The sequence below is a fragment of the Streptomyces sp. NPDC044061 genome, assembly GCF_056434305.1.
On the sequence record NZ_JBWKFL010000022.1, the window covers coordinates 68,795 to 92,149 of the forward strand.

Sequence of the window (23,355 nt, forward strand, 5' to 3'; positions counted from 1 at the left end):
GGACATCTGTTTTCCATGGCAGGAAGGTGGTGGGGTGCGCACGGTGCGTGCCTCCGGTTGTGTCTGTTTCTCACGGTCCCTCATCCCGTCCGTCCGACGCCGACCTCAGGGTCGGCGCGACGTGGACCGAGGCGCCCTACCCCGTACTGGTCGTCGACCGACACGGCGGCCTTGTCCGGATCAACGAGGCTGCCCGGCTGCTCCTGCCCGAGGTCACCAGCGGTGACCGGCTGCACGAGAGGGCTCCGTCCTGGCTCTGGGGAGCGCACCAGAGCATCAGCGACGGTTCGCGCAGCGCCTCTGCCGGTCCACTGACCGGATGCATCAACGACCGTCTCTACGAAGCGCATCCGACCTTCAGCGGCGATGGCGATGTCGTGTGGTGGCTGGTCGACGACACCGACCGGCACGTGGCCGAGGCCGCCCTGAGCGACGCGCGGATGCGGTTCGAAGTCCTCGCCCAGGCCTCCAGCGCGCTGCTGTCCACGCTGAACGTGCCGCGCTGCATGGAAGTGGCTGCCTCCATGGCCGCAGATCATCTCGCCGAAGCCGCCGTCCTCGTCGCGCCGCCGCTCGGACGGCGTTACCCGCTGACGTACGCACGCCCGGGTGAGCGCGTCATCCAGACCACGCGGCAAGTCGACATCTCCAGCGTGCCGGGCCTGAGCGAGGCCCTCCAGGGGTTCCCGCCCGTGCCCGCTCGCTGGATCAATCCCGCCGACATCCCCGACTGGGTGATCCCGGACGGCTTCGCCGGACCCGTCGGCTCCGTGATCGTCACCCCTCTTCCCGGCCACGGCGTACCGGCGGGAGCCCTGATCCTGCTGCGCTCCAGTACCGAACAGGCCTTCACCAAGGGTGAGGAGGTCTTCGCCCGCATGTTCGCGGCCCGTGCCGGAGCCGCCCTCTCCGCGGCCCGCCTCTACACCGAACAGGCCACCATCACCGCGACCTTGATGCGTGAGTTGTTGCCGCCCGTGCTGCGGCACGTGGATGGCATCGAGTACGCCGGCAGTTACCGGGCCTCCAACGACCATGAACGGATCGGCGGGGACTTCTACGACGTCCACCCCGGTACCGATCCCGCCCAGGAGACCCTCGTCGTCCTGGGAGACGTAGCAGGAAAAGGCCTGGACGCGGCGGTACTCACCGGCAAGATCCGCAACACGCTGCACGCCCTGCTGCCCCTGGCCGAGGATCACGAGCGGGTTCTGGGTCTGCTCAACGGTGCCCTGCTCACCTCGCACCACACCCGTTTCGCGACTCTGGTGCTGGCCTCCGTACGCCGCCGCGGCGGCCGGGCGCATGTGCGGCTGACCAGTGCGGGCCATCTGCCGCCGCTGATCGTCCGAGCCGACGGCACGGTGGAGGAAGCGCCCACGCACGGAACCCTGGTCGGTGCTCTTCCGGCCGTCACCGCACGCACGGTGGAGACGGTGCTCGCCCCCGGCGAGACCTGTCTGCTCTACACCGACGGCATCACCGAAGCCCGCGGAGGCCCGTTGGGCGACGAACTCCTCGGCGAACACCGTCTGCGGCGTGTGCTCGCCGAATGCGCGGGCATGCCGACTGAAGCGGTCGTGGAGCGGGTGCAGATGCTGGCCGCCCAGTGGCTGGGCTCGGGTGGCCACGACGACATGGCCGCCGTGGCCATCAGTGCCCCCAGGACCGGCTCGCTGAGGGGGGTCGACGGCTTCGCAGGCGGTCCGAACAGCAGGAGGAACAGGTGACTCGTCCCACCGCGACGGCCGATCTGGTGAAGCGGCTGTGGCAGGCAGTGGCCGACGGCGACGAACACGCGGCCGCCGAGATCGTTCACGAGGCACTCGCCGACGGTGTGGATGAGGAAACGCTGCTGCTGGAGGTGGTCGCGCCCGTCCAGGAGACGGTCGGCGTCGAATGGGCCGCCGACCGCATCACCGTCGCTCAGGAGCACGCCGCCACCGCCATCAACGAGCGGGTCATCGCCTCCCTGGCCCACGGACGCTACCGCGACGGCGGGCGCCCTGGTCATCACCGAGGGCATGTCACGGTCTGCTGTGTGGACGGCGAGTGGCACGCCTTCCCGGCCCGGCTCGTCGCCGAGGTCCTGTCCCTGCGGGGCTGGCGGGTCGACTTCCTCGGCGCCCAGACCCCCGCCCCGCACCTGGTCGCCCACCTGCACCACACCAACCCCGACGCCGTCCTGCTGTCCGGATCGATCCCCACCAACCTGCCCACCGCCCACGCCGCCATCACCGCCTGCCAGGCCATAGGCGTCCCTGTCATCGTGGGCGGCCGCGCCTTCGGCTCCGAAGGCCGCTACGCCCGGGCTCTTCGCGCCGACGGATGGGCGGCCGACGCGCGGGGCGCCGTCGCCGTACTGGAAGAAGGAATGAGACGGCCGGACCCGTCGGCCAGCCGGCAGGCGGTGGACGACCTGCCGCACCTGGCCGACCAGGAGTACACGATGGTCGTCCAGTCCCGCCCCCAGCTCGTGAAACAGACCCTGGTCGACCTGGAGACCCGCTTCCCCGCCATGCGCGGATACACCGACGCCCAACGCGAGCGCACCGCGGAGGACATCGCCCATGTCGTCGACTTCCTGGCGACCGCCCTCTACATCGACGACCCCGAAATCTTCACCACGTTCCTCACCTGGACCGCCGACATCCTCGAAGCCCGTCACGTCCCCGCCCACTCCCTCGTGAGCGGTCTGGAGGCCCTGGCCGGTCAGCTCCGCGACTTCCCGCGTAGTCTGAACCTGATCCAGGAGGGCACCGCCGCCCTGGGCGAACGCTCCATCCGTCCTGTCCCCGGCCCCGACATCCACGCATGACAGCCTTGCCACCCAGTGAGTTCACCCTCAGCTTCGACCGTGACCCCGCCACGCTGACCGTGCGGGTGGTCGGCGAACTCGACTACGACACGAGCGACGACCTGCTCGACGCGGTCGCCGAGAACCTGACCGTCGGCCACGCTCCGCTCAGCGATGTACGCCTCGATTTCAGCGGGCTGACGTGGATCGACTCCTCGGGACTGTCCGCACTGCTGATGATCCACCGTCGTGCCGGCGCCCTCGGCGCCACCCTCCATCTGGACAACCGGCCGGACCATCTGGAGCGCATGCTCCACCTCACCAACGTCCTGGACCACCTCACCGCCCCGGCACCGGGCGAGGGAGCCGTACGAATGGCAGAGGACGACGGCATCACCGGAGCGGGCGCCACCTGACTCGCGGGCCGGCCACGGTCACAGGGCAGTAGGGTCGGGCGAGCGCCTCAGGTGACGCGGAGAAGGAGAAGGCGTCGAACTCGGACGCCGGTGCGTCGCCCTCCGGGGACGAGGCGGTGTCCGTACCGAGATCCGGTCCGGGATCACCGGCAAGGTGGAACGAACCGGCTCCGAAGTCCTGCCCTGCGAAGTAGCGGGGACCGTGGCCGCTGTCGGCGGAGTCGGCCTGGTCCTGGTCCCGTTCCGACGATTCGGTACGCAATTCATGTCGGCCTGCCGGTGAGGTGATGCGCCGGGCACTTGAGGCGTCTCGGGGTTCGCGAGTCCGTGGACGTGGGTTCACCGATGACTTTGATGCCGTCGACGAAGTCGTCGGGCCCTTGCAACGGCTGCCCCACCGGGGCCGCCCCCGTCGGTCGCGGGCGGCATCCCACCTTCGTTCGCATCCGGCACCGAGGCGTCCTGACCGCCCACCGGCACCCCTCCTCCGCCACCCGTACCGGTCTGGTCGGTACCCGTGTCCCCGCTCGCGGTCGTCCTGGCGGTGCTGGTGCCCGTCATCGGCGGACGTGTCGGGGCGCCGGCACCCCTGCAGTCGCTCGCGGTGCTGACCGTCCTGGCCGCCGCGGCCCAGGTAGTCGCCTGCCCGATCGTCGCCTACGTGAAATCCCGGACCAACGGAGCGGACTTCTACGAGTACGGCGTTGACGTGAAGTCCGGTTTCGTCCGGCGCATGGTCCAGTTCATCTGGTACTACCAGATTACCGAGTCGCGGGCTATGTGCGGACGTTCGGTACGTGCCTCACCAATACCGCCTCCCTGGGCCTGCGTTACAACGATGCCGGCGCCGCGACCACCGCGTACCTCGAACTTGCCGGCATCGGCACGCCGGACGAAGTGCGCGCGGTCGCACGGTACGTGGAGTCCCGGATCTTCCCCGAGCGACACGTCATCAGCGGCCCCTGGACCTGACCGCCCTCGTTGGGGCGTAGGACTGCATGACGGTGATGTGTCGGTGTGCCATGGAGCTGTCTGCCTGACGGACTCGGCATTCTGTCGCCGTCATTCAGATTCGCAGCCGCTCACGGGAGAGGTTTTTGTGAAGCTCGCCACCAAACTCGCTTCCCTCGGCACCGCGGCCGTTGCGGCGGTCCTCGTCACGGCCAGTGGCACCCACGCCCAAGGCGACGGGGGACTGCTCGGCCTCGGCCTGCTCAACACACCGTCCCTCACGCTCGCCTGTTTCCCCTCCGGGCAGGTCGGCCAGGCCAATCGGCTTCAGCCCCGGGAGGAATGGCTTCCTCGGTGCGGAGCCGCGCAGCGGCGGTGTTCGCTTCGTTGTGCCTGTAGGGCAACTTGTCCTCTCGTGATCGACCGCGAAACCCTCGGCGGCGTAGCGGCGCGCGCGGGACACGGTACCGGGGGCCGTCTTGTGCTGCCTGCCGCCGTGGCCCAGCAGGATCAGGGGGCGAGGACCATGGGCGCGTTCGGGCGTCCAGAGCACGCCCGGGATCTCGTCGAGAAAGAAGAAGCGTTCGGTGACGCCATCCGACGACGTCTGGGAGGTGAAGCGCATCAGCGTTTCAAGCCTTTCGGGAATCCCTTGTGCGGGCGCTCCCTAGGCCATGCAAAGGAGGGAGCCCCGACGCGTCACAGTGTTGATCGGACTCACCTCCTCGAATGCGCAATGGTGCACGGCGACGGCGAAGTTACCACAAGGACGGTGGTCGACGTCCGTCCTTTGCGCGAGGGCGGGAACGAGTGCGCGGGGCCGGGCCGCAGGGGTGCTCGGCCCGCAGACGCGACAGGGGAAGTCAGGGCGTGAGGAGGGTCTTGATGGCGCGGCGTTCGTCCATGGCGCGATAGCCCTCGGCGACCTGGTCCAGGGGGAGGGTGAGGTCGAAGACCTTGCCGGGGTCGATGCGGTCGGTCAGGACGCGGTCGATCAGGTCGGGCAGATAGCCGCGCACGGGTGCGGGGCCGCCGCGCAGGCCGACGTGGGAGAAGAACAGTTCCTGGCCGTCGATGGCCACCTCGTGCGGGACGCCGACGAAGCCGACGTTGCCGCCGGGGCGGGTGGAGCGCAGCGCCTGCTGCATGGACTGCGCGGTGCCGACGCACTCCAGCACGGAGTCGGCGCCGACGCCGTCGGTCAGCTCCTTGACGCGGGCGATGCCCTCCTCGCCGCGTTCGGTGACGATGTCGGTGGCGCCGAACGCGCGGGCGAGATTCTGGCGGGACTCGTGGCGGCTCATGGCGATGATGCGTTCGGCGCCGAGTTCCTTGGCGGCGATGACGCCGCACAGGCCGACGGCGCCGTCGCCGACGACGACGGCGGTGGTACCGGGCTCGACCTCGGCGGCCCTGGCGGCGTACCAGCCGGTGCCCATGACGTCGGACAAGGTCAGCAGGCTGGGCAGGTAGGCGTCGTCGGGCTGCTCGGGGGTGGCCACCAGGGTGCCCTGGGCCTGCGGGACACGGATGTACTCGGCCTGGCAGGTGCTCATGAACTCGCGGTGCACGCAGTTGGACTGGTAGCCGGCGAGACAGTTCGGGCAGGTGTTGTCCGAGGTGGCGAACGAACCGATCACGAACTGGCCCGGCCTGACCGAGGTGACCTCGCTGCCGGCTTCCTCGACGATGCCCACGTATTCGTGGCCGATCGGGTGGGGGTCGCCGACGGGGTCCAGGCCGCGGTAGGGCCACAGGTCCGAGCCGCACACACAGGTGAGGACGGTACGGATGATCGCGTCCGTCGGCTGGAGGATCTTCGGGTCTTCCAGATTCTCGAAGCGCACATCGCCAGGGGCGTGGATCACTGCTCCGCGCATGAGGGGGGTTCCTTACATCTGAGGGGCGGCCCGCCGGCACGGCCGGGGCCGCGGGGAGTACCTGACATCCAGGTAACCGGCTCCCCGCACCTGCAGCGAGTCACCAGCGGGAGGTGTACTGCTGGTACACCCCTCCCGAGCCGTGCAGGCCGTACGGTCGAGGGGTGGACAACCGTGACGAGGTCCGCGAGTTCCTCACCTCGCGGCGAGCGAAGATCACTCCGGAGCGGGCCGGGCTGCCTGCCGGTTCCCGTCGCCGCGTGCCGGGGCTGCGCAGGAGCGAGGTGGCGGCCCTGGCCGACATGAGCGTCGAGTACTACGCGAAACTCGAGCGCGGCAACCTCGGCGGTGTCTCACCGGCCGTCCTCGAGTCCGTCGCCCGCGCCCTGCAACTGGATGACGCCGAGCGTGCCCACCTGCTCCATCTGGCCCAGGCGGCCGACGGCTCCGACGTCCTCACCCGCCCCCGGCGCCGTGCCAGCAGGCACTGGACGCCGCACCGCAGTCTGCAGTGGACCCTGGACGCGATCACCGCCGGACCCGCGTTCGTGCGGAACGGCCGCATGGATCTGCTCGCCGCCAACCAGCTCGCCCGGGCCTTCTACGCCGACGTCTACGCCATGGCCGACAACCAGGCGAACCTCGCCCGCTTCAACTTCCTCGACCCCGCCTCCCGGCGCTTCTACCCCGACTGGGATCTCTTCGCCGACATGGCGGTGGCCATCCTGCGTACCGAAGCCGGCCGCGACCCGTACGACAAGGACCTGCACGACCTCGTCGGCGAGCTGTCCACCCGCAGCGAGGAGTTCCGCACCCGCTGGGGTGCCCACAACGTCCGCCACCACGGAACCGGCACCAAACGGTTCCACCACGCGGCCGTCGGAGAGCTCACTCTCGCCTTCGAGGGCCTGGACATGGCCGCCGAACCCGGTCTGACCCTCACGATCTACACCGCGGAACCCGGTTCGCCCTCCGAGGAGGGCCTGCGCCTGCTCGCGTCGTGGGCCGCAACCCAGGAGGCCGACTCGCTGACGCAACGATCGACAACAGGCTGAAGCCCGACCACGGCCGGCGGCAGGCTGGGCCCCCAAAGCGGCGGATTCACTGCTCCCTCCGTGCACGCTGTGGTGGTGCACGCCCGGAACCAGGAGCGCGTAGCCCGGCTTCAGTGCGCCCGCGTGCGGCGGCGGACGTGTGGCCGAAGCGCAGACCGATCCCCTACACTAGGTAGACCTACCTACCTAGTGTGGAGCCATGGTGAACGAGACGGATGTGAGTACGGCGGCCGGCAGCAGGCGGCGTCCGGCTCGGGAACGACTGTTGGAGGCGGCGGCCCGTCGCTTCTACGCCGACGGCGTCGCGGCGACCGGCATCGACACGATCACCGCCGAGGCCGGTGTGGCGAAGATGAGCCTCTACAACAACTTCGCCTCCAAGGCCGACCTGGTCAGGGCCTATCTCGACGCCCGGCACGAGGAGTGGCTCGGCCTGTACCGGACCCGGCTGGAGCGGACCGAGGGGCCGCGCGACGGCGTCCTCGCGGTGTTCGACGCGTACGCCGACCACGCGGCGTTCGCGTACGAGCGCGGGTTCCGCGGCTGCGGACTGCTCAACGCCGCCGCCGAGCTCCCGGCCGGAGACGAAGGCCGAGCCGTGGTGCGCGCCCACAAGGAGGAGGTCGAGCGGCTGATCGCCGGTCATCTGGAGGAACTGCTGCCCGACCGCCCCGGCGACGCGCGCGCGATGGCCGAGCACCTCGCCTTCCTTCTGGAGGGCGCGATGGCGCGGGCCGGCCTGGAAGGTGACGGCGACCGCCTCCGGCACGCCCGCGCCATGGCGGCCGAGCTGCTGGACCGGCTGTGAGGCGGCGGCCCGGACACGGCCGGTCCGCCGCGGTGGGGGCGCTGTGTGTGCTGGCGGCCTCCGTTCTGTGGGGCACGACCGGTACGGCCGCCACCTTCGCCCCCGGCGTGGGCCCGCTCGCCATCGGCGCCGTCGCCATGGGCCTCGGTGGAATCCTCCAGGCCCTTGTCGCCGCCCCGCAGATCACCCGCCACGCGCCTCGGCTGCGTGCCCAGCGTGGCACCGTGCTGCTCGGTGCCGCCTCGGTGGCGGTCTATCCCCTGGCCTTCTACAGCTCGATGCGCCTGGCCGGAGTCGCCGTGGGCACCGTGGTGTCGATCGGCACCGCCCCGCTCGCCTCGGCCCTGATCGAACGCGTCGTGGACGACCGCCGGCTCACGCGCCGCTGGATGCTCGCGGCCGGCCTCGGCCTGTTCGGCACCGTCCTGCTGTGTGTAGCCGAAGCCGCCCACGCCGCCGACGGCACGGGACAGACGTCCGTGGCCGCCACACTGCTCGGTGTCGGCCTCGGCCTCGTCGCCGCCGCGACCTACGCCCTCTATTCCTGGGCCGCACACCGGCTCATCAGCCGCGGGATCCCCTCCCGGGCGGCGATGGGCACCGTCTTCGGGTTCGGCGGACTGCTCCTCCTGCCGGTCCTGGCGGCGACCGGCGCCCCGCTGATCGGCTCCTGGTCCAACGCGGCCGTCGGCACCTACATGGCGCTGGTCCCCATGTTCACCGGCTACGTCCTGTTCGGCTGGGGACTCACGCACGTGCCCGCCAGCACAGCCACGACCCTGTCCCTGCTCGAACCGGCCGTCGCGGCCGTCCTCGCCGTCCTCGTCGTCGGTGAACGCCTCCCTGCCACCGGCTGGACCGGCATCGCACTGGTCGTCGCATGCCTGGCTGTCCTCACTGCTCCGGCACCGGGGCTCCGTCGCCGGCGACAACCTGGCGAGCAGGCACCGGGCGATGATCCCGGCGAAGCGCTGCACGGGGACCTGGTGCGCCCCGGCGCTGTGTAAGGCGCTCGTGGCCGCGAGAGTGTGACTGAGCGTCGTAGGCGCGCCACGCGGCAGCGTCTGGCGTCAGCGGCAGCGTCTGGCGTCAAGGGGGCGGCTGGGTGAGGGCGGTGAGCGGATCACGCGGCGGTGCTGGGCGGGGCCGTGCCGACGGGAACAGTGCCGTCGCCCTGGTCGACGTGGCACCGAACACTTGCCCGCTCGGGTTGTACGTCAGCGTCGACGTTGGCCGGCGCGGAGTTCGAAGTCGCCGTAGCTGTTGTCGGCGGGGTTGACGGTCACCGCGGGTGCCACGATCTCGTCGATGCGGTCAAGGATGTCGGCCGACAGCGTGACGTCCGCGGCAGGCAGGAACGCCACCAGCTGCTCCATCGTGCGGGGGCCGATGATCGCGGAGGTGACCCCCGGATGGTTGATGACGAAGGCGACGGCCAGCTCGATCAGGGTGAGGCCGGCCTTCTCCGCCACGAGTGCGAGCTGTTCGACAGCGTCGAGCTTGCGCTGGTTGTCGGGGCTGGTCATGTCGAACCGGGCCGCGGGGCGCGCTGCGGAGGCCGGGCCGGAGGTGTTGTCCTTGCGGTAGCGGCCGGAGAGCCAGCCGCCGGCGAGCGGGCTGTAGGTGAGCGTGCCCATGCCGTGGCGGCGCGCGGTGGGCAGGACGTCTTCCTCGATGCCGCGGACCAGGATCGAATACGGCGGCTGCTCGGTCACGAACCGCTCCAGACGTCGCTCTTGGGATGCCCACTGGGCTTCGACGATCTGGGAGCCGGTGTAGGACGAGGAGCCGATGTAGCGGATCTTGCCCTGGTGAACGAGGTCGGAGAGGGCGCCGAGGGTCTCTTCGACGTCGGTGTCCGGGCTGGGGCGGTGGACCTGGTAGAGGTCGATGTGATCGGTACCCAACCGCCTCAGGGAGTTCTCGACCGCGCGGATGATCCAGCGTCGCGAGCCGCCGCGCTGGTTGGGGTCGTCCGGGTCCATCGGCATGAAGAACTTGGTGGCGAGGAAGACGCCGTCACGACGGTCCTTGAGCGCCTTGCCGACGATCGCCTCCGAGACACCGCCGGAGTACACGTCGGCGGTGTCCACGAAGTTGATGCCCGCGTCGAGGGCTCGGTGGATGATCCGTATCGACTCGGCTTCGTCCTCGTTGCCCCAGGGGCCGAACATCATCGCGCCCAGGCACAGGGGGCTGACCTGTACACCGGTGCGGCCGAGCGGTCGGTACTGCATGAAGCTGTTCTCCTCGTTCATGTCCGTTGTTCATGTCCGTTTTGCCAGTTGTTCCCTGGACGGTCACTCCCGGAGGAGACGGCCGTTCCGGTGCTCGCCCAACTGGCGAGGAGACCGAGTGCCTCCCGCTCTCGCGAGTCCGGTTCAGGTGTGTAGAAGTTGAGCCGGAGGCCGGGGTCGGACGGCAGGTCCATGGCCTCGTAGGGCAGGGCGAGATCGCCGACCGACGGATGGTGCAGGTTCTTGACGCCCGAGCGGTGGAACTTGACGTCGTGGCGAGCCCACCGGCGGGCGAAGTCACCGCTCCTCGTCGTGAGCTCTCCGACCAGATCGGTCAGCGCCTTGTCGTGCGGTGCCCGGCCCGTCTCGGTCCGCAGGAAGGCCACTGCGTCGTCGGCGCCCTTGTCCCAGTCGACCCAGAATTCCCTGCTCGCGGGGTCCAGGAACATGAAACGAGCACTGTTGACCGGCCCGCGCTGAGCGAACAGCGGCGAGTCGAAGACGGGTGCGTACAGCGCCCGGCCCAGCCCGTTGGTGGCCAGGATGTCGAACCGTGCGTTGCGGACGTACGCCGGTATGTCGGTCATGGAGTCGAGCAGCCGCAGGATCGTCGGCCGCACCCGGGAAGCGGTCACCGTGGGCCGTCGGCCTGAGGCAGTGGCCGCGCGGGCCAGGTCGTAAAGGTGGGTGCGCTCGGCCTCGTCGAACTGCAGAGCGTGCGCGAGAGCTTCGAGGACCGAGTCGGACGCTCCACTGAGGTTTCCGCGCTCCAGCCGGACGTAGTAGTCCACGCTCATGCCCGCCAGCAGAGCGACCTCTTCACGGCGCAGCCCCGCGACACGGCGCTTCCCGCCGAAGACCGGCAGCCCGGCCTGCGCCGGAGTGATCCGGGCGCGCCGGGTGCTGAGGAACTCGCGGACCTCAGCGGCCCGATTCCGCTGCTTGTCACTCTCAGTCATGGTCAGGCCTCGGAAGCTCGACGGGCGAGGCGCCGGCGGGCGTGCCCTCGGACCGGTCGGCGTCGAATGCAGGGTGGGTGAAGGCTTCGGCGTGGGCGGCCCAGGGCACGGGGACCTCCTGTTGCTCGGGCGGTGGGTGTCTGGCCTGCACTCTCACGGTAGGTGCGTCGGTGAGCGCCTGCGAGGTACTGCCATTACCTGGAAAAGGAGTGACTCCCACCTGCGCGTCCGCCCGCGGTTCCCTGGAAGAGGCCGAGGACGGCGAGTCCTCAAGGAGCCGATCGAACCGACCTGAAGGAACACCGTGCGTTCAGCACTCATGGACACAGCCGACGACGGCCGCGTCGGATACGGAGCCGACCGTCCCTCAAGGAACCGCGAGGCCCTCAAGGTGCTGGTGCGGCTGTGAACAGGCAGCCTGTGATCAGCACGGTGGACGCCTCGGCCTGCCGCGGTGGTGCATCGTCCGCCGTGTGGGCGATCGCCGGGATCTTGGGCAGGGCGACGCTGACGATGGGGCTGGTGACTCGATGACCACCACCGCACAGCGGGCGTCGGCACCTGCGGCGACTCGCCCCCGCGGGACTCCGGTCCACCCGACGCTGATCCTTTCGATCGTCTGCGTCAGCTACTTCATGGTGATCCTCGACAATTCGATCGTCTTCACCGGGCTGCCGCAGATCCGCTCCGACATGGGGTTCTCCGAGACCGGCCTGTCCTGGATCACCAACGCCTACGTCCTGGTCTTCGGCGGACTGCTGCTGCTGGGCGCCCGCGCCGGTGACCTGTTCGGACACCGCAGGGTGTTCCTGTTCTCCCTGGTCGTCTTCTCTCTCACCTCGCTGCTGGTCGGTGCCGCGCAGACCCAGTGGTGGCTGATCGGCGCCCGCGCGCTCCAGGGCGTCGGCGCCGCGGTGCTGGCCCCGTCCGCGCTGTCTTTGCTCACGCGCAGTTTCGCCGAGGGCCGGGCCCGCAACCGGGCGATGGCCGCCTACAGCGCCGTCGCCGGTCTCGGCGCCGCGTTCGGGCTGGTCGTCGGGGGTCTCGTCGCCGATCTGATCTCGTGGCGGGCGGGGTTCTTCCTCAATGTCCCGGTCGGCGTCGTGATGACGGTGCCGGCCCTGCGGTTCCTGTCCGAGACCGAACGCCGGCAAGGTCGCTTCGACATCGCCGGGGCAGTGCTGGCGACACTGGGTTCGACCGCGCTGGTGCTCGGCATCGTGGACGCCGCCGACTTCGGCTGGACCGCTGTCTGGACGCTGGTGCCGCTGGTGGCGGGCGTGGTGCTGCTCGGGCTGTTCGTCCGGGTGGAGCGGCGGGCCGCGCAGCCGATCGTGCCGTTGCGGCTGTTCGCCGGCCGGGAGCGCTCCGGTGCCTACCTCGCCCGGATGCTCTACATGGGCGCGATGATGGGGTTCTTCTTCTTCACCGCGCAGTTCGTGCAGAGCGTCTACCGCTGGACACCGCTACAGGCCGGCCTCGCGTTTCTGCCGATGACACTGGTCAACTTCGGTTTCGCCGTCCAGGTTCCGCGGCTGCTGGAACGGGCCGCCAGGCCGCTGGTGCTGCTCACCGGGGTTGTCCTGACCGCGGTGGGCATGGCGTGGCTCAGCCGCCTCGGCCTGCACACCCGCTATCTGACGGGCGTGGCCCTGCCGATGGTGCTCATCGGCGCCGGTCAGGGCCTGACGCTGGCGCCGCTGACCTCCAGCGGCGTCGACGGCGTCGCCCCCGCGGAGGCGGGGGCCGGCTCGGGCCTGGTCAACACCGTGCACCAGATCGGCAGCGCCCTGAGCCTGAGCATCCTCACCGCCGCAGCCGCCTCCGTCTCCACCGGGCACGCGGCCGCAGACATCGCGGCCCGCTCGGGAACGGCCCTGACCGGCTCCGCCGTGCTGCTCGCGCTGGCGGTCGTGACCGTCCTCGCCCTCATCGTGCCCGCACGGGCTACTCACCATGAAAGGTCCCTGTGATGCAGACCCTCACCCTCAACAACGGCGTCGAGATGCCCGCCCTCGGACTCGGCGTCTTCCAGACCCCGCCCGACGAGACACAGGCCGCTGTCAAGGCCGCGCTCGATCTCGGCTACCGGCACATCGACACTGCCGCGGCCTACGGCAACGAACGCGAGGTCGGCCAGGCCATCCGCGATTCCGGAGTGCCGCGCGACGAGATCTTCATCGAGACGAAGATCTGGATCAGTGACTACGGATACGACGAGACCCTGCACGGATTCGAGAAGAGCGCCACCAAGCTCGGGGTCGACAAGATCGACCTGCTGATCCTGCACCAGGCTCTGCCGTCGGACTTCGACAAGACCCTCGCCGCCTACCGCGCCCTGGAGAAGCTCCTGGCCGACGGCAAGGTCCGCTCCATCGGTGTCAGCAACTTCATGGTCGACCAGCTGACCACGCTGCTCGAAGCCACCGACGTCGTCCCGGCGGTCAACCAGCTGGAGATCCACCCCTACTTCCAGCAGCGCGCCGTGCTCGACTTCGACGACCAGCACCACATCCTCAACCAGGCATGGTCCCCGATCGGAGGGATCACCTTCTACCCGGGCTACGGCGAGGACCGCAAGAGCGTCCTTGAGGACCCGGCCGTCACCCGCATCGCCGATGCGCACGGCAAGAGCGCCGCCCAGGTGCTGCTGCGCTGGGGGCTCCAGCAGGGCCGCTCGGTCATCCCCAAGTCCACCAAGCGCCACCGCATCGCCGAGAACATCGACGTCTTCGACTTCGAGCTCACCGCTGACGAGCTCACCGCGCTCGACGCGTTGGAGACCGGCCGGCGCGGCGGCCCGGAACCCGAGAACGTCACCCTCGCCGCCTACGGCCGCGCCATCCCCGAAGCCTGACCCGCACCACTCAGCACAACTCCGCTCGAAGGATTCACCGTGTCCACCACCGTCAAGGCGTTCGGCGCCCATGACGTACGTCAGCCGCTCGCTCCCCTCACCATCGAACGCCGCGACCAGCCTGGAGGAACGACCATGACGCACTGGAACGACGCGGACCTGGCCAAGGTCGGTGCAGCGGAAGAGCTGGACCTGGAGTCCGAACGCGCCGACGGCACCCTGCGCGACCGCGTGACCATGTGGGTGGTCCGCGCCGGCGACCACCTCTACGTCCGCTCGGTCAAGGGCACCGACGGCCCCTGGTACCGGGGCACCCAGTCCCGCCACCAAGGCCGCATCGACGCCGGCGGCGTGCAGCAGGACGTCACCTTCCGTGAGGCAGATCCCGGCGAATTCGCGGACGTGGACACCGCCTACCGGGAGAAGTACGGCCGCTACACCACGATCGTCGAGCACGTCCTGACCGACCGCGCTCGCAGCTCCACCCTCCGCCTCGAACCCCGCTGACAGCGATGGCCGACTGAAATGCAGCGTGTGACACGTCCAGCGCTCATTTGACAGATCTAGGGCCTTTCTTTCGGATCTGGCCGGCTCGGAGCGGCGGCGCCTTGTGTCCGGCCCGAGCGGGGGTCTGGTGCGTGCAGCTGCAAGGTGGAGGAGGGCGTCGACGCGATGGGGGCGCCCCCGCGCGAGCGAAGCCGAGCGTGGGGGAGTTGGCAACCGACGACAACGCGGCAGATGTGCGCACCAGGCACCGCGACCCCGGCAAGATCCGAAAGAGAGGTCCTAGTGCTCGGGCGCAGCAAGACCCGGACCACAGTCTTTCGGGGCCCCGCGAACTCGCGTGTTCGATTTTTCGTTCGATAATGTGAGGCGGGTGGGAGGTGACCTGATGGACAACGGCGACACGCAGGCCGTGCAGGCGACGGTGATGCACGTACGCTGCCCCGACCGGCTGCCGGAGGAGACGTACCGGCAGGTGCTGGAGCAGCTGGCCGGTCTTTCCCCCGTCGTCCAGGCCCTCCCCCCGGCCGCGGCTCTGGTCGAGCTCAGGGGCGCCCTGCGCTACCACCGCACCGACGCCCGTCACCTCGGGGAAGTCCTGCGCGTGCGGACCATCTCCCGCCTGGGAGTGGACCTCCGCGTCGGAATCGGCCCGAGCGTCACGGTCGCCGCCACCGCCTCCGGCCGGATCGACGGCCCAGGAGGCGTCCTCGCCGTCGAGCCCGAGCGGGCCGCCGAGTGGCTGGGGCCGCTCCCGGTCGAGGCGCTGTACGGCATCGGCCCCCGCCAGGCGGCCGTACTGCGTGATTACGGCATCCACTGCGTCGGACTGCTCGCCGCCGTCCCGCCGGCCACCGTGCAGCGTCTGCTGGGCAAGAAGAACGGAAGGCTCGCCGTCGACCGCGCCCGCGGCATCGACCCTCGCCCCGTGGTCCCCCGTACCCTGCCCGCCTCCGCCGCCGTACAGCACCGTTTTCCCGAGCACGCCCTCGACGGTGCGGCCGTCCGGGCTGCCCTGCTGGACCTGGTCGTCCGGCTCGGCCTGCTGCTGCGCCGCCGCGGTCAGGCCGCCCGCGCCCTGACCCTGACCCTGCGCTTCGCCGGCGGCACCAGCTGGGAGAAGACCCGTCGGCTGTCCGAGCCGTCGGCGCACGAAGAGGATCTTCGCATTCTGGCCTACCAGTTGATGGACGCCGCCGCTCTGCAGCGCGCCCGGCTGACCGGCCTCGGCCTCAGGGGGGAGGATCTCGTCGGCGCCGACCAGGTCGCCGAGCAGATCAGCTTCGACCAGGCGCGCGAGTCGCGGCTCGTCGCCGAGGGAGCCATGGACCGCATCCGTGACAGGTTCGGTCCCGGCGCGGTCGGCCCTGCGGCCACCTTCCCCCGCGCTTCCTGATCCGTCCGCCCAGTGCAACCCGCACTGGGCGGGTCGCAGTGTTCGGTCGTGATCAGACAGTTGGCCCCCGCGGGCCCGCCTTCCCGGGATCGGAGGGCCGGCGCCTTGAGGGGCGCCGACGCGGGGTAACCGGAACCTACGCTTCCGAAATCCAAAAGGGAAGCCCCTTCTGCTATTGACCCTTCAACGTGCACACAAGCACCCTGAACCCCACGCGTTGCAAGGGAGCACAGCATGAGCCGAGCCACCGCCACCCACCGCGTGGTCGAGTACTGGACGGACAAGGGCACTCACGTGATCTTTCCCGTCGAACGGAGCGAGGAAGTCGACCGCATGAGCGACCGGCAGGTGATCTCGAAGTACGGGAACCCCGAGGACGGGGCGGTCGCACGCATCGCCCTGTAACTCGTCGATCCGGTGCTGGAACTCGTGGCGTGAGCCTCAGCGGGCCGGGTCGGGGTCGAGCAGCACACCCGGGTTCAGGATCCCGGCCGGGTCGAGCGCCCGCTTCGCGGCCCGTAGGGCGAGGGCGAAAGGCTCCGGACGCTGGCGGTCGTAGCCGGGCCGGTGGTCGCGTCCGACCGCGTGATGATGGGTGACCGTCGCACCGTGATCGTGCAGGATGCTCATGGCCGCGGACTTGATCTCGTCCCACATCGCCACTTCCGCGCCGCGCCTGCCCGGTGCGATCACGGTGAAGTACGGCGCGGGGCCGTCCGGATAAACGTGCGTGAAGCGGCAGTTGACCGTGCCGGCCGCGCCCGTCACCTCCTTCACGACCTCGCCCAGCCGAACCCGCACCGATTCGTACAACTCCGGTGCCCGGTCCCAGGTGCAGGCCGTTTCGAAGGTCTCACTGATCACGCTCATGCGGGCGAGCGCATCGCGGAGGTACGGCATTCTCAGAAACGCCGAGCGCCAGGTGTCCGCGGCGGTGTCCGTGGCGCCGGATTCCCTCGCGGTGGGCGTGCCGCCGTGATCGCGGGCGAGGGCGAGGAGTTCGGCCAGTCGTTCCTCGACGGGGGAGTGCGCGGACTCCACGCCCAGGACGAGGACGCTTTCGCCGTTCTGCGTGATGCCCGCCAGGCCGGCCTCCCCGGGATCCAGGAGCCGGCAGTTCGACGGGTGCAGGCCCGACTGCGCGACGGCGCGCACCGCGTCCATGGCGGCGTGGACGTCATCGAACAGAACCGTGGCCGACGCCTTGTGGCGCGGACGCTCCTGGAGCCTCATCCAGGCCTCGGTGATCACACCGAGCGTGCCTTCGGACCCCAGGAAAAGTCGGTCGGGGGAGGGGCCCGCACCCGAACCCGGCACCCGCAGCGACTGGTTGACACCGACCGGGGTCGCCACGCGCAGCGACTCCACGAGGTCGTCGATATGGGTGTAGAGCGTGGCGTAGTGGCCTCCCGCCCGTGTGGCGAGCCACCCGCCCAGGGTGGAGAACTCGAAGCTCTGCGGGAAGTGACGCAGCGTCAGTCCGTGCGGTCGCAGCTGGGCCTCCAGGGCGGGACCCAGGGCACCGGCCTGGATCCGTGCGGCGCGGCTGGTCCTGTCGATCTCCAGCACCCGGTCCAGCGCCGAGAGGTCCAGGGACACCACACCACGGTGCCGGTCGGCACGGTACTCGACTCCGCCGACGACCGAACTCCCCGCCCCGTACGGCACGACGGCCACCTCGGTACTCGCCGCCCAGTCGAGGATGTCGGTGACGTCCTGCTCATTTTGGGGGCGGGCGACTTGGTCGGGTGCTGCCGAGAGGTCTCCCGCGAGGGCGCGCATCACGTCGCGGTACGCCTTGCCATAGGTGTGCGAGGCGCGGTCCCAGGGTGCGGCCGACATCAACGGGGCGAGTTCCGTGGGCGGATCCACGCGCACCTTCGGCAGGGCGAGCGCGGAGATGTCGGGGACGGGTAGCGGAGCGTCCGCCGCGCCGGGCAGCAAGCGCCCGAGTGCGGTGCATTCGGCGTCGGACAGTGCCTTGTTCTCGGCGCCCCAGCCCCACCAGGAGCGGCGCGGGGTGGTGCCGGTCGACGACGTGTTGGGCGTGCTGCTGTCGGCCACGAGAATTGACCTTCCAGTAATTTACCTCTTGGTAAGTTACTGCAACGTATAGTTCTGTCATGGCAATCGCAAGAACCCCGCCCCCACCGGATCCAACGGGTGACGATCGGGAACGGAACCGGCCCGCGACCCGCGCGGGGACCAAGGGCGTACCCCGGGCCCACCGGGAACGGCAGATCCTCGGCGCCGCGGTGGAGGAGTTCGGCAGGCAGGGATACGCCGCTGCCTCCATGGCCGAGATCGCCCGCCGCGTAGGTGTGACGAAACCACTGCTGTACACCTACTTCGGCTCCAAGGACGGCCTCTACACGGCCTGCGTCGACCGCATCGGCCCGCACCTGCTCGAGGCGATCGAACGGGCCATGGCGTCGGACCCGCCGCGAGGCAGGCTGCCCCACGCCGTGCTCACCGCCCTCTTCCGGGCCCTGGAAGGACAGCGGCACGCCTGGTTCGTGCTGTACGACCGGTCCGTGCCGGCTGGTTCCGAACCCTGGCGCGCAGCCCGACACCACAGGGAGACCATCGACGAACTGGCGGCCATCGGCACGGCCACCCTGCTGCACGGCGAGGGCAACGACGACGCCCTGGACGCGGACGCGCTCAAGCACATCTGGACGGGCACGGTCAGCGCACTGGTCGGCTGGTGGATCTCCCATCCCGAACTCTCCGCACAGGACATGAGCGCACGCTGCGCCCGCCTCCTCGCGGCCATCCGGAACGGCGCCTGAACCAGTTGGTCACCCGGCGGGGCGAAACGCCCAGGCGTGCGTCGGTCAACCGTCGTGCCAGCCGTTGTGGTGCAGGACCAGTTCCAGCGCGAGCCGTGGCCCTGGCCGGAACGTGCCGCGCAGCGGGTACGCCGTCGGAAGCAGCGCGCCCTGACGCACGGTGGGCGGAAGGCCCAGCAGGTCGGCGACCTCGTGCTCACGGTCCAGATGGACAGCCGTCCAGGCGGTGACGAGGCCACGGCTGCGGGCGGCCAGCGCGTAGCTCCAGGCGGCGGGCAGCAACGACGCCCACAGACCCGCCTGGTTCCCCATCGGCAGCCGTCCCTCGGCCAGTTCGAGACACGGGACGAGCAGGACGGGCACCCGGTGCAGCCGGTCGGCCAGCGCCCGTGCCGCGGTGAGGACGGATCGCTGCCCGGCGGGCAGTTCCGCCGACCGCTCCAGCGCGGCGGCGTTGCGGTCGTAGAACGCGGCCCGGTACACCTCGGCAACGCCCGCGCGGATCCGCGGGTCGGTGAGCAGGATCCAGCGCCAGTTCTGCCGGTTGTTGCCGTTGGGTGCCTGCAGGGCGATGCGCAGGCAGTCCTCGACGAGTTCCGGGTCCACCGCCCGGTCCAGGTCGAGGCCGCGCCGCACGCATCGCGTTGTGGTCAGCAACTCCTCGCAGGAAAGGGGAAGTTCGGCGGTCATGGCAGCAGCACCGCCCGGACGACCAGCGCGAGGTGGGTGATCGCGACGAAGCCCGTCGCGGCCGGCACCGGCCAGCCGCCGCGCCCGGCGGACAGGAACCGCCAGGTGGCCCATGCGGGCAGGACAGCCGCGAGGCAGGGCAGCAGGCCGCGCGCGTCGCCCGGCGCGAACAGCAGCACCTGGCAGCCGACGGCGCCGGCCGCGAAGCCCGCCGTGACCGCCGCGCTGCGGCGCGGGCCGAGGGCCGCCGAGTACAGGAGCGCGTCGGGCGGCGCCTCCCAGGCCGTCTTGCGGGCGAACTCGAAGTGCAGGAAGACGCAGGCGCACAGGGTGAGCAGTGCGGCGCCGCGCCAGTCGGCGGTGACGGTCCCCGCGGCGACCAGCGACCCGTACACGTAGACACCGAGCAGCACCTGTACCGGGTAGGTGATCGCCAGGTTGAGCAGCGGCCGGTCGCGCACCGCGGGTGACAGCCGTTCCAGGGCGCCGAGGAACAGCCCGTATCCGAGGGCCGCGAGAAGCAGGAGGGCGGCCGTGGCCGAGCAAGCGGCATTCAGGGCCGTCACCACCACGGTGATCACCGCCATCGCGCCGCGCAGTTCCGCGACGGTGATCGCGCCGGTGACAAGGGGCCGGTCCGGGTGGTGCACGCGGTCGTACCCGAGATCCTTCTGCTCGTCCAGCATCCGCAGGAACAGCAGCGCGAGTACGACGCTTGCGACCCGCACCCAAGTGGCACCCGACGGACGCCAGTTCGCGCCGGTCGCGGCCACCGCCGAGCTCTCCAGGGCGAGGACCCACAGCAGTCCGTAGGCGGCGTAGACGTGCGGCGGGAACATGCGCAGCACGAAGCGGCCCATTCTGGCGGGTACTTGAGCGGCGGCGACGGTGGTCACCACGGGACCCTCCCTGCTCTGGTACGTGTCGGGTCGGGACCGGCCTCAGGCGGTTCCGTGGGCCGCGTGGGCCGCCAGGACACCCGCCACGACCGGGTTCGGGTCGGCGAGTCTGATCCGGGCCTCGGCGGCGACGCCGCCGTGCTGGCGCAGGGCACACTCGATGTCGGCGCCGGGCAGGACCGGAGCGGCCCGGCACTCCAGCGGGAGGTCCATCTCGGCGAAGCAGCGGAACCGCGCGGCCAGATGGACCGGAAGCGCCGCCCGCGTGCGGACGGTCCCGGCTGCGACGGCCGCGGTCAGGGCGATCTGCCGGAACGCCTCCAGCTCCAGCATGCCGGGCACATGGTCCACCCAGTGGTCGTACAGGGTGGGATGCGTGGTCTCGGCGACCAGACGCGCTCTGTGCGTGCCGTCACCGGCGGTGTACGGCGGGGAGATGACCGTGTTGGCAGGGTCCCGGCGGCCTACGACGGCCGGGTCGACGCGAGGTCCGGGCAGGGCGACGGGCACGGGGGGCAGGCCGAGTGCCCGGCGTTGTCCGCTGCGCATGCGCTTCCAGTCCTCGGGGGGCATCCAGGAGTAGTCGATGCGGGCCAGCAGGGCCTCGTGTGCGCCGACGGACAGGGTGAAGTGCAACCGGAGGCCCGTCAGTCCGGCCCGGGTGCGGAACCGGTGCTCGACGCGGGCGGTGATGACGGCCTCGGTGGGATGGCCGCCGCAGGTGAGGGCCTCCGGGGCCAGCAGCTCGAACTCGACGGCGCGCAGCAGGAACTTGTGATCCAGGGGGATGTCGAAGCAGCGGTGGGCCACCACGAAGATGCCCTGCCTGCACGCCTCCAGCAGCAACAGCGGATCATGACGGATACAGGGGCTGAGGGAGTCGTGGTAGAAGGCGTGGCGGCGGGGAAGCTGCGCGGCCAGAAGGATCTCGTCCTCGCTGCGCGGCTGCAGGTCGGTCAGGAAGACCTCGGCGACCGCCGCGCGGTGCACCAGCTCCTTGCGGAGTGTCCGGGTGAACTGCATGGTCCGTTCCTCAGGTCGGGGTGGTGTGGACGGTGTGCAGATGGCGGCGCCAGGTGCCGGCGTCGGCCCCGTCGAGCACGGGGGCGCGGCCGGGGTGCCGCATGGGGAGCACCGTGGAGCCGACGATGACGGTGTCCCAGGGGTCGAGATCGAACCCGCGCTCCCATGCGGTCTCCAGCAGCAGGCGCGGAGTGGCCGTCGGACTCGTGCCGGGGTACCGGGACATGGCCACGCGCAGCCGTTCGAGGGCGGGCTCGAACTCGAGGTTCCGGGGCCCGTTGGCGGCGTACAGCCTGGCGGTCAGCTCCAGGGCGTCCGCGGTGCGGTCTTCGTCGGCGAGGGCGGAGCGGAAGAGGGCCTCGCGTTCGCCGTCGTCGAAGTGGACGGCCAGCTCCCGCAGTACGTCGGCGGGTTCGTCGGGGGTGTGCACCAGGTTCAGCAGGTAGCTGTAGCGTCCGAGGAGGTGGCGCAGCTGGCCGGGCTGCCGGGCGTCGGCGTCCGTGGGTCCCTTGAGCCGGGTGAGTTCGACCGACGCCGGAATGTCCAGGTCGTGGGCGGGGCGGACAAGCAGTACGAGGGCGTCGGCGTCCTCCAGGAAGAGGGCGGCGAGTTTCCTGCGGTAGGGGGTCGCGAGGTTCCACTGGAAGTACCACAGGGAGCGGATCATGGTGCGGGTCAGCCGGGTGACCGCCGCGCCGACGATCCTGAAACCCCTCCCGCTCAGCCAGCCCACGGCTGTGACCAGCCGGCGGGACACCACGGCATCCGGCTTCAGCAGCAGCGCGGCGTGCCGGTGGGCGAAGCCGGTGACGTCGTCGGTGAGCGCGGAGAGCTGGCCGTGACTCTCCTGGAAGTAGGTGTCCGCGCCGTACAGCCGTTGTTTGGCGGGCTGGCAGGTCAGCAACGGGGAGACGGGTATGCCGTGCGAGGGCTCGGTGAGGTGCGCGGGGGTCATGGGTGGGTGCTCCCGTCGGCTCGGGCCGTGGCGGTCGGCTCCTGGCCCGGAGCCGGGCCGAGATAGCCGGTCCTCAGGCAGTGGTCGAGGAGGCGGCGCAGGTAGGGCCGGCCGCTCATGCGCGCCGGACGGCCGCTGAAGACCGCGGCCTGCGTGTCGTCGAAGTGGACGCGCCGCCGGAAGTAGGTGTCGTACAGGGAGACGACACGGTCGTAGTAGGCGCGTTCGCGGTCGGACAGGGCGGAGGCGGAGAACGCGGCCTGCGGCACGAACCGCGGTATCCGCAAGGAGGGGTACTCGGCGAGGACGTCGGAGAAGTCACGCAGGGTCAGCTCGTGGCCGACGGCGTGCAGGGTGTGGCCCTCGGCGTCCTGGAAGCGGATGGCGGCCCCGGCCACCAGGTCGGCGACGCGGTCGACCGGGACCAGGTCCAGGACGGCGTCGTAACGACCGGGCACGGTGCGCACCAGGCCCCTGGTGAGGACCCGGAGCACGGGGTAGATGGTCCTGAAGTCGCGGACTCGGCCGGTGCGGGCGGCGCCGGTGACGATGCTCGGGCGCACGACGGTCACCGGCAGGCCGTCCGCCGCGGCCTCCTGGACGCTCGTCTCCGCGGTGAGCTTGCTCTTCTCGTAGCCGTTGCCGGGACGTTGGCCGACGTCGAGTTCGTCCTCACGGGCGAGGCCGTCGCGTTCCCCGCACACATAGGCGGTGCTCACGTGCACCAAGGGGATGCGGGCGGCGAGAGCCAGATCCAGGACGTGCCTGGTGCCGGTGACATTGACCAGGTCGTACCGCTCGTCCGGGAGTCCGAAATCCGTGACGGCGGCGCAGTGCACGATCCGGTCGGCGATGGCCGCGAGCCTCCGGTCGCCCTCGGTCATCCCGAGGCAGGGGCGGGTGATGTCGCCGTTGATCCGGATCAGGGTGCCCGGGCCGGGGTCGAGTCTCCTGCCGTTGTTGCGTACGAGTTCGGCGTTGCGGTGCAGCAGCGCCAGCACGGTGTGGCCGGCGGCGGTGAGCCGGGCGGTCACCTCCGCGCCCACCAGACCGGTGGCACCGGTCACCAGCACGGTCATCGGGTCGGACATCCATTGCTCCGGGCGGAAGGTCGGCAGCGATGCGGACACGGGGCT

General features: G+C 70.5%; 22 protein-coding genes and 1 pseudogene. 13 read left to right on the forward strand and 10 right to left on the reverse strand.

The window, feature by feature from the left end:
- The first annotated feature begins 59 nt into the window (after window positions 1-59).
- The 4 genes from AC07CM_RS31565 to AC07CM_RS31580 all read left to right on the forward strand — a co-directional run bounded on the left by AC07CM_RS31565 (window position 60) and on the right by AC07CM_RS31580 (window position 4,185).
- Window positions 60-1,730, forward strand: coding sequence for a PP2C family protein-serine/threonine phosphatase (locus AC07CM_RS31565; protein ID WP_478879878.1), 1,671 nt, complete (start codon window positions 60-62; stop codon window positions 1,728-1,730).
- Window positions 1,727-2,818 carry a cobalamin B12-binding domain-containing protein gene (locus AC07CM_RS31570; RefSeq protein ID WP_478879879.1) on the forward strand — a complete coding sequence of 364 codons (1,092 nt, stop codon included), beginning with the start codon at window positions 1,727-1,729 and terminating at the stop codon, window positions 2,816-2,818. Before AC07CM_RS31565 ends, AC07CM_RS31570 begins: the two co-directional genes overlap by 4 nt.
- Window positions 2,815-3,213: an STAS domain-containing protein gene (locus AC07CM_RS31575; protein WP_478879880.1), complete on the forward strand. Its 399-nt coding sequence runs from the start codon at window positions 2,815-2,817 to the stop codon at window positions 3,211-3,213. The genes AC07CM_RS31570 and AC07CM_RS31575 overlap by 4 nt, the downstream gene beginning before the upstream one ends.
- 780 nt (window positions 3,214-3,993) lie before the next feature.
- Entirely contained in the window at window positions 3,994-4,185 is a 192-nt protein-coding gene (locus tag AC07CM_RS31580) for a hypothetical protein (protein WP_478879881.1), read from the forward strand.
- Window positions 4,186-4,585: 400 nt separating this feature from the next.
- Here the strand turns inward: AC07CM_RS31580 and AC07CM_RS31585 are convergent.
- Window positions 4,586-4,789: pseudogene (locus AC07CM_RS31585) on the reverse strand (alpha/beta hydrolase); the annotation flags it as partial.
- A gap of 238 nt (window positions 4,790-5,027) precedes the next feature.
- Entirely contained in the window at window positions 5,028-6,044 is a 1,017-nt protein-coding gene (locus tag AC07CM_RS31590; protein WP_478879882.1) for a zinc-dependent alcohol dehydrogenase family protein, read from the reverse strand.
- 164 nt (window positions 6,045-6,208) lie between these two features.
- Between AC07CM_RS31590 and AC07CM_RS31595 the strand changes: the two genes are divergently transcribed.
- The 3 genes from AC07CM_RS31595 (at window position 6,209) to AC07CM_RS31605 (ending at window position 8,914) form a co-directional block, all read left to right on the forward strand.
- Entirely contained in the window at window positions 6,209-7,099 is an 891-nt protein-coding gene (locus AC07CM_RS31595) for a helix-turn-helix transcriptional regulator (RefSeq protein ID WP_478879883.1), read from the forward strand.
- A gap of 199 nt (window positions 7,100-7,298) precedes the next feature.
- Complete coding sequence (locus AC07CM_RS31600; RefSeq protein WP_478879884.1) at window positions 7,299-7,907, forward strand: TetR/AcrR family transcriptional regulator; 609 nt, start codon at window positions 7,299-7,301, stop codon at window positions 7,905-7,907.
- Window positions 7,904-8,914, forward strand: coding sequence for a DMT family transporter (locus tag AC07CM_RS31605; RefSeq protein ID WP_478879885.1), 1,011 nt, complete (start codon window positions 7,904-7,906; stop codon window positions 8,912-8,914). The genes AC07CM_RS31600 and AC07CM_RS31605 overlap by 4 nt, the downstream gene beginning before the upstream one ends.
- A 210-nt stretch (window positions 8,915-9,124) precedes the next feature.
- Here AC07CM_RS31605 and AC07CM_RS31610 read toward each other — a convergent pair whose 3' ends face one another.
- Entirely contained in the window at window positions 9,125-10,144 is a 1,020-nt protein-coding gene (locus AC07CM_RS31610; protein ID WP_478879886.1) for an aldo/keto reductase, read from the reverse strand.
- A 17-nt stretch (window positions 10,145-10,161) separates the two neighbouring features.
- Window positions 10,162-11,103: a helix-turn-helix transcriptional regulator gene (locus AC07CM_RS31615; RefSeq protein WP_478879887.1), complete on the reverse strand. Its 942-nt coding sequence runs from the start codon at window positions 11,101-11,103 to the stop codon at window positions 10,162-10,164.
- A 530-nt stretch (window positions 11,104-11,633) separates the two neighbouring features.
- Here AC07CM_RS31615 and AC07CM_RS31620 point away from each other — a divergent pair.
- The 5 genes from AC07CM_RS31620 (at window position 11,634) to AC07CM_RS31640 (ending at window position 16,265) form a co-directional block, all read left to right on the forward strand.
- Window positions 11,634-13,076: an MFS transporter gene (locus AC07CM_RS31620; protein ID WP_478879888.1), complete on the forward strand. Its 1,443-nt coding sequence runs from the start codon at window positions 11,634-11,636 to the stop codon at window positions 13,074-13,076.
- Window positions 13,076-13,960, forward strand: a complete 885-nt coding sequence (locus tag AC07CM_RS31625) for an aldo/keto reductase (protein WP_478879889.1) — start codon at window positions 13,076-13,078, stop codon at window positions 13,958-13,960. The genes AC07CM_RS31620 and AC07CM_RS31625 overlap by 1 nt, the downstream gene beginning before the upstream one ends.
- A gap of 39 nt (window positions 13,961-13,999) precedes the next feature.
- The gene (locus tag AC07CM_RS31630) at window positions 14,000-14,467 is read left to right on the forward strand and encodes a DUF2255 family protein (RefSeq protein ID WP_478879890.1); all 468 of its coding nucleotides are present in this window, start codon (window positions 14,000-14,002) and stop codon (window positions 14,465-14,467) included.
- A gap of 385 nt (window positions 14,468-14,852) precedes the next feature.
- Window positions 14,853-15,860 (forward strand): DNA polymerase Y family protein, encoded by a 1,008-nt coding sequence (locus tag AC07CM_RS31635; protein ID WP_478879891.1) that lies wholly within the window; start codon window positions 14,853-14,855, stop codon window positions 15,858-15,860.
- Window positions 15,861-16,094: 234 nt separating this feature from the next.
- Window positions 16,095-16,265 carry a hypothetical protein gene (locus AC07CM_RS31640; protein ID WP_478879892.1) on the forward strand — a complete coding sequence of 57 codons (171 nt, stop codon included), beginning with the start codon at window positions 16,095-16,097 and terminating at the stop codon, window positions 16,263-16,265.
- Window positions 16,266-16,301: 36 nt separating this feature from the next.
- Here AC07CM_RS31640 and AC07CM_RS31645 read toward each other — a convergent pair whose 3' ends face one another.
- Window positions 16,302-17,924: an FAD-binding oxidoreductase gene (locus AC07CM_RS31645; protein ID WP_478879893.1), complete on the reverse strand. Its 1,623-nt coding sequence runs from the start codon at window positions 17,922-17,924 to the stop codon at window positions 16,302-16,304.
- Window positions 17,925-17,983: 59 nt separating this feature from the next.
- Between AC07CM_RS31645 and AC07CM_RS31650 the strand changes: the two genes are divergently transcribed.
- The gene (locus AC07CM_RS31650) at window positions 17,984-18,652 is read left to right on the forward strand and encodes a TetR/AcrR family transcriptional regulator (protein ID WP_478879894.1); all 669 of its coding nucleotides are present in this window, start codon (window positions 17,984-17,986) and stop codon (window positions 18,650-18,652) included.
- A gap of 45 nt (window positions 18,653-18,697) precedes the next feature.
- Here AC07CM_RS31650 and AC07CM_RS31655 read toward each other — a convergent pair whose 3' ends face one another.
- From AC07CM_RS31655 to AC07CM_RS31675, 5 genes are read right to left on the reverse strand one after another with little or no spacing between them, the layout of a single operon-like run.
- A complete protein-coding gene (locus AC07CM_RS31655; protein ID WP_478879895.1) occupies window positions 18,698-19,342 on the reverse strand; it encodes a nitroreductase family protein in 645 nt (214 codons plus the stop codon).
- Window positions 19,339-20,241 carry a hypothetical protein gene (locus AC07CM_RS31660; protein WP_478879896.1) on the reverse strand — a complete coding sequence of 301 codons (903 nt, stop codon included), beginning with the start codon at window positions 20,239-20,241 and terminating at the stop codon, window positions 19,339-19,341. Before AC07CM_RS31660 ends, AC07CM_RS31655 begins: the two co-directional genes overlap by 4 nt.
- A gap of 42 nt (window positions 20,242-20,283) precedes the next feature.
- Complete coding sequence (locus AC07CM_RS31665; RefSeq protein ID WP_478879897.1) at window positions 20,284-21,264, reverse strand: ScbA/BarX family gamma-butyrolactone biosynthesis protein; 981 nt, start codon at window positions 21,262-21,264, stop codon at window positions 20,284-20,286.
- Between the two features lie 10 nt (window positions 21,265-21,274).
- Window positions 21,275-22,219 (reverse strand): nucleoside-diphosphate kinase, encoded by a 945-nt coding sequence (locus AC07CM_RS31670; protein ID WP_478879898.1) that lies wholly within the window; start codon window positions 22,217-22,219, stop codon window positions 21,275-21,277.
- Window positions 22,216-23,349 (reverse strand): SDR family oxidoreductase, encoded by a 1,134-nt coding sequence (locus AC07CM_RS31675; RefSeq protein WP_478879899.1) that lies wholly within the window; start codon window positions 23,347-23,349, stop codon window positions 22,216-22,218. The genes AC07CM_RS31670 and AC07CM_RS31675 overlap by 4 nt, the downstream gene beginning before the upstream one ends.
- Window positions 23,350-23,355 lie beyond the last annotated feature (6 nt).

What these genes read in the sequence shown, in the direction of transcription:
- AC07CM_RS31610 (WP_478879886.1), bottom strand. Translation starts at nt 10,144, where the DNA reads ATGCAGTACCGACCGCTCGGCCGCACCGGTGTACAGGTCAGCCCCCTG.
- AC07CM_RS31625 (WP_478879889.1), top strand. Translation starts at nt 13,076, where the DNA reads ATGCAGACCCTCACCCTCAACAACGGCGTCGAGATGCCCGCCCTCGGA.
- AC07CM_RS31640 (WP_478879892.1), top strand. Translation starts at nt 16,095, where the DNA reads ATGAGCCGAGCCACCGCCACCCACCGCGTGGTCGAGTACTGGACGGAC.
- AC07CM_RS31620 (WP_478879888.1), top strand. Translation starts at nt 11,634, where the DNA reads ATGACCACCACCGCACAGCGGGCGTCGGCACCTGCGGCGACTCGCCCC.
- AC07CM_RS31665 (WP_478879897.1), bottom strand. Translation starts at nt 21,264, where the DNA reads ATGCAGTTCACCCGGACACTCCGCAAGGAGCTGGTGCACCGCGCGGCG.
- AC07CM_RS31655 (WP_478879895.1), bottom strand. Translation starts at nt 19,342, where the DNA reads ATGACCGCCGAACTTCCCCTTTCCTGCGAGGAGTTGCTGACCACAACG.
- AC07CM_RS31590 (WP_478879882.1), bottom strand. Translation starts at nt 6,044, where the DNA reads ATGCGCGGAGCAGTGATCCACGCCCCTGGCGATGTGCGCTTCGAGAAT.
- AC07CM_RS31670 (WP_478879898.1), bottom strand. Translation starts at nt 22,219, where the DNA reads ATGACCCCCGCGCACCTCACCGAGCCCTCGCACGGCATACCCGTCTCC.
- AC07CM_RS31635 (WP_478879891.1), top strand. Translation starts at nt 14,853, where the DNA reads ATGGACAACGGCGACACGCAGGCCGTGCAGGCGACGGTGATGCACGTA.
- AC07CM_RS31650 (WP_478879894.1), top strand. Translation starts at nt 17,984, where the DNA reads ATGGCAATCGCAAGAACCCCGCCCCCACCGGATCCAACGGGTGACGAT.
- AC07CM_RS31575 (WP_478879880.1), top strand. Translation starts at nt 2,815, where the DNA reads ATGACAGCCTTGCCACCCAGTGAGTTCACCCTCAGCTTCGACCGTGAC.
- AC07CM_RS31600 (WP_478879884.1), top strand. Translation starts at nt 7,299, where the DNA reads ATGGTGAACGAGACGGATGTGAGTACGGCGGCCGGCAGCAGGCGGCGT.
- AC07CM_RS31615 (WP_478879887.1), bottom strand. Translation starts at nt 11,103, where the DNA reads ATGACTGAGAGTGACAAGCAGCGGAATCGGGCCGCTGAGGTCCGCGAG.